7 protein-coding genes and 1 pseudogene are annotated in these 8,489 nt (G+C 69.9%); 3 read left to right on the forward strand and 5 right to left on the reverse strand.

The features are described 5' to 3' along the window. Positions 1 to 83: 83 nt before the first annotated feature. Entirely contained in the window at positions 84 to 2,186 is a 2,103-nt protein-coding gene (locus Q7P21_RS05480; protein WP_304176126.1) for an alpha-galactosidase, read from the forward strand. Here Q7P21_RS05480 and Q7P21_RS05485 read toward each other — a convergent pair. Continuing rightward, the gene (locus tag Q7P21_RS05485) at positions 2,183 to 3,148 is read right to left on the reverse strand and encodes a hypothetical protein (protein WP_304166174.1); all 966 of its coding nucleotides are present in this window, start codon (positions 3,146 to 3,148) and stop codon (positions 2,183 to 2,185) included. The genes Q7P21_RS05480 and Q7P21_RS05485 overlap by 4 nt on opposite strands. A gap of 88 nt (positions 3,149 to 3,236) precedes the next feature. Continuing rightward, positions 3,237 to 4,658 carry a short-chain fatty acyl-CoA regulator family protein gene (locus Q7P21_RS05490; protein ID WP_304166172.1) on the reverse strand — a complete coding sequence of 474 codons (1,422 nt, stop codon included), beginning with the start codon at positions 4,656 to 4,658 and terminating at the stop codon, positions 3,237 to 3,239. A 176-nt stretch (positions 4,659 to 4,834) separates the two neighbouring features. Here Q7P21_RS05490 and Q7P21_RS05495 point away from each other — a divergent pair, with 176 nt between their 5' ends. Beyond that, complete coding sequence (locus Q7P21_RS05495; RefSeq protein ID WP_304166169.1) at positions 4,835 to 5,197, forward strand: MerR family transcriptional regulator; 363 nt, start codon at positions 4,835 to 4,837, stop codon at positions 5,195 to 5,197. A 36-nt stretch (positions 5,198 to 5,233) separates the two neighbouring features. Here Q7P21_RS05495 and Q7P21_RS05500 read toward each other — a convergent pair whose 3' ends face one another. From Q7P21_RS05500 to Q7P21_RS05510, 3 genes are all read right to left on the reverse strand, one after another. Next, positions 5,234 to 5,677: a hypothetical protein gene (locus Q7P21_RS05500; RefSeq protein WP_304166167.1), complete on the reverse strand. Its 444-nt coding sequence runs from the start codon at positions 5,675 to 5,677 to the stop codon at positions 5,234 to 5,236. Positions 5,678 to 5,881: 204 nt separating this feature from the next. Next, positions 5,882 to 6,598 (reverse strand): histidine utilization repressor, encoded by a 717-nt coding sequence (hutC, locus tag Q7P21_RS05505; RefSeq protein WP_304166165.1) that lies wholly within the window; start codon positions 6,596 to 6,598, stop codon positions 5,882 to 5,884. Then, on the reverse strand, positions 6,595 to 7,962 hold the full coding sequence (locus Q7P21_RS05510; protein WP_368670075.1) for a formimidoylglutamate deiminase: 1,368 nt from the start codon (positions 7,960 to 7,962) through the stop codon (positions 6,595 to 6,597). The genes hutC and Q7P21_RS05510 overlap by 4 nt, the downstream gene beginning before the upstream one ends. Positions 7,963 to 8,055: 93 nt before the next feature. Between Q7P21_RS05510 and Q7P21_RS05515 the strand changes: the two are divergent. Next, a pseudogene (locus tag Q7P21_RS05515) lies at positions 8,056 to 8,489 on the forward strand (imidazolonepropionase); the annotation flags it as partial.

The following is an 8,489-nucleotide window of genomic DNA, read 5'->3' on the forward strand; positions in this document are numbered from 1 at the left end:
CGCCAGCGGGCGATTGAAGCGTTCGCCGCTTGAGCCGGCGGGCGCATCGCGGCATCACCATCTCCAGGCGGAGAACGACGCGAATGCTCAGGCTCGACGGCGGCGGACAGACCCTCTTGATCTGGCTGGATGGCGGGCGGCCAAAGCTCGCCTATTGGGGGCCGGCCCTGCCCGCCGACATCGCCGACGATGCGGTGGTCGCCATGGCTGAGATGACCCTGCCCCAGGGCGGCATGCTGGATGGCGGCGAGGCCCTGGACCTGTTTCCGGAGGCCGGCGTCGGCTTCACCGGCCACCCCGCCCTGATCGCCCACCGCGCCGGCGGCGGCTTCGTCACCCAGATGCGGGCGGCGGGCTATGTGGCGTCGCCGGGCGAGATCGAGATCGACCTGACCGATCCCCTGGCCGGCCTGGCGGTTCGGCTGAGCATCAAGCTCGATCCGGCCACCGGGGTCGCCGCCTTCCACGCGGTGCTCACCAACACCGGCGCCGACGCCCTGTCGCTGGACTGGATGAGCCCCTGCGCCCTGCCGTTCGCGGAGGTCGAGCTGATGCTGTTCGAGGGGCGCTGGGCCCGCGAATTCCAGACCGTTCGCCAGCAGATCCGCACCGGCCTGGTGATGAAGGACAACCGCACGGGCCGGACCTCCCACCATGCCCCGCCCTTCATGGTCGCCGGCGCGCCGGGCTTCAGCGAGACGGCGGGGGAGGTGACCGGCGCGCACCTGGCCTGGAGCGGCGATGCGCGGATGCTGGCCGAGCGCCTGCGCGACGGTCGGGTGCAGATGCAGGCGGGCGAACTGTTCCTGCCCGGCGAGATGGTCCTGGCGCCTGGCGCGACCTACGAGACCCCGATCCTCTATGCGGCGCGGGGAGAAGGCCTGAACGGGCTTTCGGACCGCTTTCATCCCTTCGTCCGTGATCAGGTGCTCGACGGGCGGCTGAAGGGCAAGACGCGGCCGGTGCATTTCAACACCTGGGAGGCGGTCTATTTCGACCATGATCTCGACCAGCTGAAGGCCCTGGCCGAGCTGGCGGCGTCCGTGGGCGCTGAGCGCTTCATCCTGGATGACGGCTGGTTCAAGGGTCGCAACGATGACACCACCAGCCTGGGCGACTGGACCGTCGATCCACTGAAATTTCCCGATGGCCTCACGCCCCTGATCGACCATGTCGTCGGCCTGGGCCTGGAGTTCGGCCTGTGGGTCGAGCCGGAGATGGCCAATCTGGACTCCGACCTGGTCCGCGCCCATCCCGACTGGATCTTGCATGTCGAGGGGCGCGACCAGCCTGTCGGACGGGGCCAGTACGTGCTGGACCTGACCCGGCCGGAAGTGGCCGACAACATCTTCGCCCAGATCGAGGCGCTGCTGGCCGCCCATCCCATCAGCTATTTGAAGTGGGACATGAATCGCGACCTGACCCATCCGGCCAGCCGCGGGCGCCCGGCCAGTCACGCCCAGACCCAGGCGGTCTATGCGCTCATCGACCGGCTGCGGGCTTTGCACCCCGACGTCGAGATCGAGTCCTGCGCCTCGGGAGGCGGCCGCGCGGATTACGAGATCCTCAGGCGCACCGACCGGGTCTGGACCTCTGATTGCAACGATCCGATCGAGCGCCAGTCGATACAGCGCGGCTTCTCGATCTTCTTCCCGCCCGAGGTGATGGGCGCCCATGTCGGCCCCGCCGCCAGCCACACCACGGCCAGGCGCACCAGCCTGATGCTGCGGGCCTATACCGCCCTGATCGGTCACATGGGGATCGAGGCCGATGTCAGGGAATTCTCCGACGCCGACCGCGGACGCCTGGCCAAGGCCATCGTCCTGCACAAGCGCCTGCGTCCGCTGCTGCATGCCGGCCGCACGACCCGCCAGGACTATCCGGACCCCGGCGCCGTCGCGGTGATGGTCGCGGACGGGCAGGGCGCCCTGGTCAGCTTCGCCCAGTTGGAGACCCCGCCGCACGGGGCCTTCGCGCCCTTGAGGCTTTCAGGCCTGGAGGCCGAGGCCAGCTATGAGGTCACCCTGCTGAATCCGCGCGCGGCCCGCCTCGGCCGTCCGATCCCGGCCCTGGTGCGTGGCGAGACCGTTCGCACCACGGGCCGCCTGGTCGCCCAACTGGGACTGCCCCTGCCCATTCTGAGAGCCGGAGAGATCGCGCTCTTCGAATTGCGGAAGCTGGGTTAGAGCAGGCTTGGGATGGTGTGCACGCCGCTGGAGCGCCGGGCGCGAACGCTTCGGGGCATAGGCATGCCAACCTGGTGAAGCGCCTGCACGAAGGCCACGGTGGCCTCCCAGCCGCGCAGGGCTATGGCGCCGACCTGTTCGCCGGTCAGAACATCAGCCGGGGCGATCAACCCGCCGCGCCCCCGCGCCTCCAGCCAACCCTCGGCCAGCAGTTCATCGACGATTTTGGTTGTGGCTTCCCGGGGCAGCTCCAGCCTGCGGGCCAGGGCGGTCCGCGACACGGGCCGCCGCAAGTCGTCGGGCAGCACGCCCGAACCGTGCATCAGCGCCTGGGTCAGGTCCGACGAAGCGCGCAGGGCGTCATAGTTCGCGTCGCAGACGCCGACGAAGATCACCGCCTTGCGCGGTTCCCAGCCCAGTCGCCGCAGGAACTCTGGAATCCCGCTGTCCAGGAAGTGGCGCATATAGAGCCGCACCACCCGGCGTCGCGTCTCATGGGCAGCGACATGGTCCATCGGGAGTTGCACGCCCAGGGCGGCGAGATCCTCAAGGAAGGCGGCGACCTCCACGAAGACCTCCCGGTGGATTCGCTCCATCGCGGGGCCGCGCAGCAGGGCGGGCGCCGCCAGATAGCCACCGCCCGACCGCAGGACCATGCCCCGCGCCTCAAGTTCGGAGAGCCGGCGCGCGGCGACCGCCTCGGGCAGACCCACGTGGAACGCCAGGCTATCGACCGGCTCGGGTCGCCGGATGGCCAACAGCTGCTCGGCCTGGTCCTCGGTCTCGTCGGGTTGGGGAAAAGTGGTTCGCGCGCCCGTCAGCCAGCCCAGCCCAGCAATCAGGATGGCGTCGGTCGGCTCGGGGCCGACAATGGCCTTCATCGTGCGCAGAAAGTCGAAAGTCTGGCTGACCAGGCAATGCATCACCGGCCGATAGAGGGGGCGGCCGCTGCTCTCCCGCATGATTTCGCCCCTCCCGTTGAACCTTTGTCTAATGATCATGCGATCGCGGGGCGCGTGTCGATATGCCCAAAATGGGTAACGACGCCGCCTAACCCGGCGGTTCGGTGATCCGATAGGGCACCACGCTGCGCTCCTCGGCCGGCACCCAGATTGGCCGATCGACCGGTGGGAAGGCCCGCTGTGCGCAGTCGGTGCGCTCGCAGATGCGACAGGAAATGCCGATGCGGGCCGGTCGGCCCTTGAGGTCGACCCCCTCTGAATAGACCAGGGCGTCGGCGTATTGCAGCTCGCAGCCGAAGCCCAGCACGTATCGCCGGTCCGGTTCCAGGAACGAGCCTGAGCGCTTCACCACACTGCGGGCGACGCACAGATAGCGCACGCCGTCCGGCATCTCGGCCACCTGCACCAGGAACCGATCAGGGTGGCCGATGGCGTCATGGACATTCCACAACGGGCAGGCGCCGCCGAACCGGGCGAACTGGAAACGCGTGGCGCTATGGCGTTTGGTGATGTTCCCGGCATGGTCCAGGCGCACGAAATAGAACGGCACGCCCCGCGCCCCGGGCCGTTGCAGGGTCGAGAGCCGGTGGCAGACCTGCTCCAGGCTGGACTGGAACCGGCGGGCCAGCCGCTCGACATCGTGGCGAAGCTCCCGCGCGGCCGCGGCGAACTGGCGATAGGGCAGGACCAGGGCCCCGGCCGCATAGTTGCGCAGACCCACCCGGCAGACATCGCGGGCGGCGTCGCCATGCAGGCCCGAGGCCGCGAGCTCCGCCTCGATCAGGTCGCCCAGTTCGGCCGAGACGATGTGGAAGGCCATCTGAAAGGCCCGCGTGGCGACCGGCTGGGTGGCGCCCAAGGTCAGGGTGCGGCTCTCTGCGTCATAGCGGCGCATCAGGTCGCCAGCCCCGTCGCGCAGGACGCTCTGATTCATGGCGCCGCGCAGATGGGCCTCGAGCAAGGCCTCCAGCGGCGCGTCGCTCCCCAGGCCCATGCGCGCCGACAGGGCTTCGGCCGCCAGGTCCAGCTCATGCAGATAGTTGTTCTTGTAGTGGAAGAAGTCGCGGACCTCTTCATAGGGCAGCAGCGAGCTGGCGGCGGCGGTCTCGTCCACGGCCACGGCGGCGTCGGCCTGGCGCAGGCGATCCTCCAGCCGGGCATAGGCGCGGTGCAGTTCGAGGAACCGGTGAGCGAAGGCCGGCGCTGTCGAGGCCACATGCTTGATCTCGGGGAAGGACAGGGCGCCGGACGGATCGTTCAGCCCGGCGGTGGCCTCGCGCAGATCGGCGATCAGCCGCTGGTCGTCATCGGCGTCGAGGGCGCCGGCGTCGACCTCGAAGGTCTTCATCATGGCCAGCAGCACGCGGGCCGAGACCGGTCGCTGATTGGCCTCGATCTGGGAGAGATAGCTGATCGACAGGCCCAGCAGGCCGCTGGCCGTCTCCAGGGTCCAGCCCCGCTCCTGGCGCAGCCTGCGCGCCTTGGGTCCGACGAAAAGTTTGTCCGCCATCAGTTTCGCATTTTTGCAGTTTTACAAGAAACGGGGAGTGATCGTTCACAGCTTGGCCCATTTCCGACCCAATGGCACGAGGAAATTGCTCAACTTTCGCCGGCGCCGGTGCGTAAGGTGTTTTGCAGCTTCGCAGGCCACGCATCCGGGCCTGTCCACCGTTGGGAGACCTCGAAATGGCGACGACCCGGTCCATGGCCACCATCACTCAGCTGTCCGAACTGTTTGGTCTGACGCCGCGCGCGATCCGCTTCTATGAGGAGCGTGGCCTGGTCGAGAGCGGGCGCGACATGTTCAACCGCCGCCTTTACGACATGCCGGCCCGGGAGCGGCTGCGCGCCATCGCCGAACTGCGTCGCGCGGGCCTCGGCCTGGAAGAGATCGAGGGCGTCCTGACCCTGGAGGACGGCGAAGCCCGCAACGCCCGGATCGTCGAGGCGCTTGATCGCCGCCGAGACCAGCTGGAAAGCGACCTCAATGTCCTGCGCGTCGCCATGGATCGCTATCAGGTCCAGGGCGCCCGCAAGGTCGCCGCCTAAGGCCGATTTCGGGACCACGCGCCCCGGTCGCCGCGCTCAAAAGCGCTGCGGCAGGGGCTGCAGGTCCGGCCCGACCCAGGCGCGGCGCGCCTCGACCGAGAACAGGGTCGCCTTGGACCAATAGGCCAGGGGCCAGTCCGAGCGACCCAGCTCCGTCGCCATCAGCACATCGACCACCTCGTGCAGCGGCCTGGCCGCCGGCTGGTGGCTTAGCACCGATATGGCCGCCGTCATCGAGGCTCGGGTGATGGTCTCATGATAGCCGCCGCTGTCGGTGTTCGGCGTGTCCGTCGCCTCATTATAGGCGCGGATGATCTCGGCCATCCGCTCGGCCAAGGGCAGGTCCGGCCGGGAGCGCAGCAGCCACAGGGCGGCGGCGAAGTGGGCCGCATGGGTCCATTCCGCCTTGGGCAGGGTTCGGTCGAGCAGGCCTAGGCCGATACGGGCGACGGCGTCGTCATCGAGATAGTGCTTGGTCATGGTGGGCTCTCTGTGGGGATCAGGCCCGGACAGCGACATGAAAAACCCCGCCGGCCGGGCGGGGTGGGCGGCTCAGCCTGAGCGGACGGATGTCAGCCGAGGTTCTGCGCGCGCGCCGACGCCGCCGAGATGCGGCGTTGCTGTTGTCGGGCGAGGGGCAGGGCGTGAGCCATGGTTTTCCTTTGGCGCGCGCCTTCCAGCCTGTCAACGGCCGGGGCCGAACTCCGCGACCAGGTCATAGCGGTCGCCTGGGAACAGCTGGCGCGCGAAGGTGACGCCGGCCCCGGCCCGCCAGGTCCAGCGTTCCACCTGCAGGCAGGCCGCGCCGCGCGCCAGGCCCAGGCGGCGGGCCTGGCCAGCGTCGGCGGCGACGGCGGTGATCCGGTGGCGCGCCTCGGTCCAGGGCACGTGACGCAACAGCCAGGCGCCGGGCGCCTCGTGGGTGAAATCCTGGGTCTCGGCGTCGGGCGTCGAGGCCAGGCTGATGATCCGCGTCTCCAGGCCGAAAGGCTCGCCGGCCGCCATGTGCAGGCCGCAGACCGCCAGCACCTGGTCCGGCGCCGCCAGGGCGGCCTCGCCGGGGTCGTCCGTCGCAGGCGCGCGGACTTCCCGGGCCAGCAGGGTGAAGGCGTAGGTCTCGCCCCGCGCGGCGATCAGGGCCCCGATGTCGGGGATCTCCAGCACGGCGGTGACCACGTGGGGCCGGGCGACCAGGGTGCCGGCCCGCTTGTTGCGGGTCACGAGGCCGGAGGCGGCGAGCGCGGTGATCGCCTTGTGCACCGTCATCCGCGCACAGCCATATTCCGCCATCAGGGCGGCCTCGGTCGGAATGCGATGACCGGGCGGCCATTCGCCGGAGCGAATGCGAGCCTCCAGCTCGGCGCGAATTCGCCGCTCCAGGCCAGGCGCGCGGAGCGTCAAGACGCCAGCAGCCGGGTCACGGCGCGCCGATAGCGGGTCTCGACATCCTTCGCCCGTCGATGCCGTCCGCCCTTCACCACCCGCGTCCCCCGCCGCCACACATGATCCACCGCGCCGCCCGCGAAGATCCAGCTGTCCAGCAGGGCGTCGCCGCGCCGGCCGATCATAGAGGGGTGTTCGGCGGCCAGGGATACGATATCCGCCGTGGCGCCCACCGCCAGGCCGGCGGGTGACTGTGCAAGCGCCTGGGCGCCACCGGCCTGGGCGCCCAGGAACAGACGCGCGCCGGTCGAGGGCCGATCGGCCCCCAGCACATTGCGGCCGCGCCGGGTCAGGCGCTGGGCGTATTCCACCAGCCTGAGCTCCTGGGCCGCGTCGATCTGGATGTTGGAGTCGGTGCCAAGCGCGATGGCCCCGCCGGCGTCCAGATAGGCCAGGGCCGGGAACACCCCGTCGCCGAGATTGGCCTCGGTGATGGGGCACAGACCCGCGACCGCGCCGCTGGCCGCCAGGCCCTGGGTCTCCGCCGCGTCCAGATGGGTGGCGTGGATCAGGCACCAGCGGGGGTCGAGGCCGATCTCGTCCAGCAGCCACTGGACGGGACGACGTCCCGACCAGGCCAGGCAGTCTGCGACCTCCTTGACCTGTTCGGCGGCGTGGATGTGCCGGGGGCCTTCCGGCGACAGGGCCAGGACCCGGCGAAGGTCGTCCGGGGTCACGGCCCGCAGGCTATGCGGCGCTACGCCCAGATTGGCGTCGGGCAGGGCGGCGATCACCTCGCGGCTGCGCTCATGAAGCGCCGCGAACCGGTCGATATCATTGAGGAACCGTCGCTGCCCTGGAACCGCCGCCGCGCCGCCGAATCCGCCCTGGGCGTAGTGGACCGGCAGCAGGGTCAGGCCGATCCCGGTCTCGGCCGCCGCCGCCGCGATACGGCCGGCCATCTCCCCCAGGTCGGCATAGGGCAGGCCTTCCGGGTCATGGTGCAGATAGTGGAATTCGCCGACCCGGGTGAAGCCGGCCTGCAGCATCTCGACATAGGCCTGGGCGGCGATGGCCTCGACATCGTCGGGGTTCAGGCGGTCCAGGAAGCGGTACATCAGCGCCCGCCAGCTCCAGAAATCATCCCCGTCGCCGCCGCGATATTCGGTCAGGCCCGCCATGCCGCGCTGGAAGGCGTGGCTGTGGACATTGGCCAGGCCCGGAAGGGCGATGGCGTGGACTTCATCGCCAGCGGCTGGCTCGACGCCAACCGTGATCGCCGTGATCCGTCCGCCCGCCAGGGTCAGGCGCACGCGGTCGGCCCAGGCCTCGCCCAGCAGGGCGGTCTCGAACCACAGGGAGGTCGGGGTGAGCTCGGTCATGGGCGCATCCTTCATCGCCGATGGCAATTATGTCTAGACATTATTGTCGCCTTGGCCAAGTCTCCGGCGCACGAACCTCGAAGGGAGTCCTCCGTGCGCTGCGACCGCCTCTGGCGAAACGCCCGCCTCGCCACCCTGGCCGCCGACCGGCCGGGCCTGGGCGTCGTCGAACGCGGGCTGATCGCGGCGCGGGGCGGGCGGATCGTCTATGCGGGAGAGGCCGATACCGCCCCGGCCCTGGACGCGGCCCAGGTCATCGACTGCGAAGGCCGCTGGATCACCCCGGGCCTGATCGACGGCCATACCCACATCGTCCATGGCGGCGACCGGGCCGCGGAGTTCGAGCTCCGCCTGGCCGGCGCGTCCTACGAAGAGATCGCCCGGGCCGGGGGCGGCATCGTCTCGACCATGGCCGCGACCCGCGCCGCCAGCCAGGATGAGCTGGTCGCCCAGGCCCTGCCGCGCCTCGACGCCCTGATCGCCGAGGGCGTCACCACGCTCGAGGCCAAGTCCGGCTATGGCCTGGC

This window comes from Phenylobacterium aquaticum (assembly GCF_947378715.1).
Lineage (GTDB): Bacteria > Pseudomonadota > Alphaproteobacteria > Caulobacterales > Caulobacteraceae > Phenylobacterium > Phenylobacterium aquaticum_A.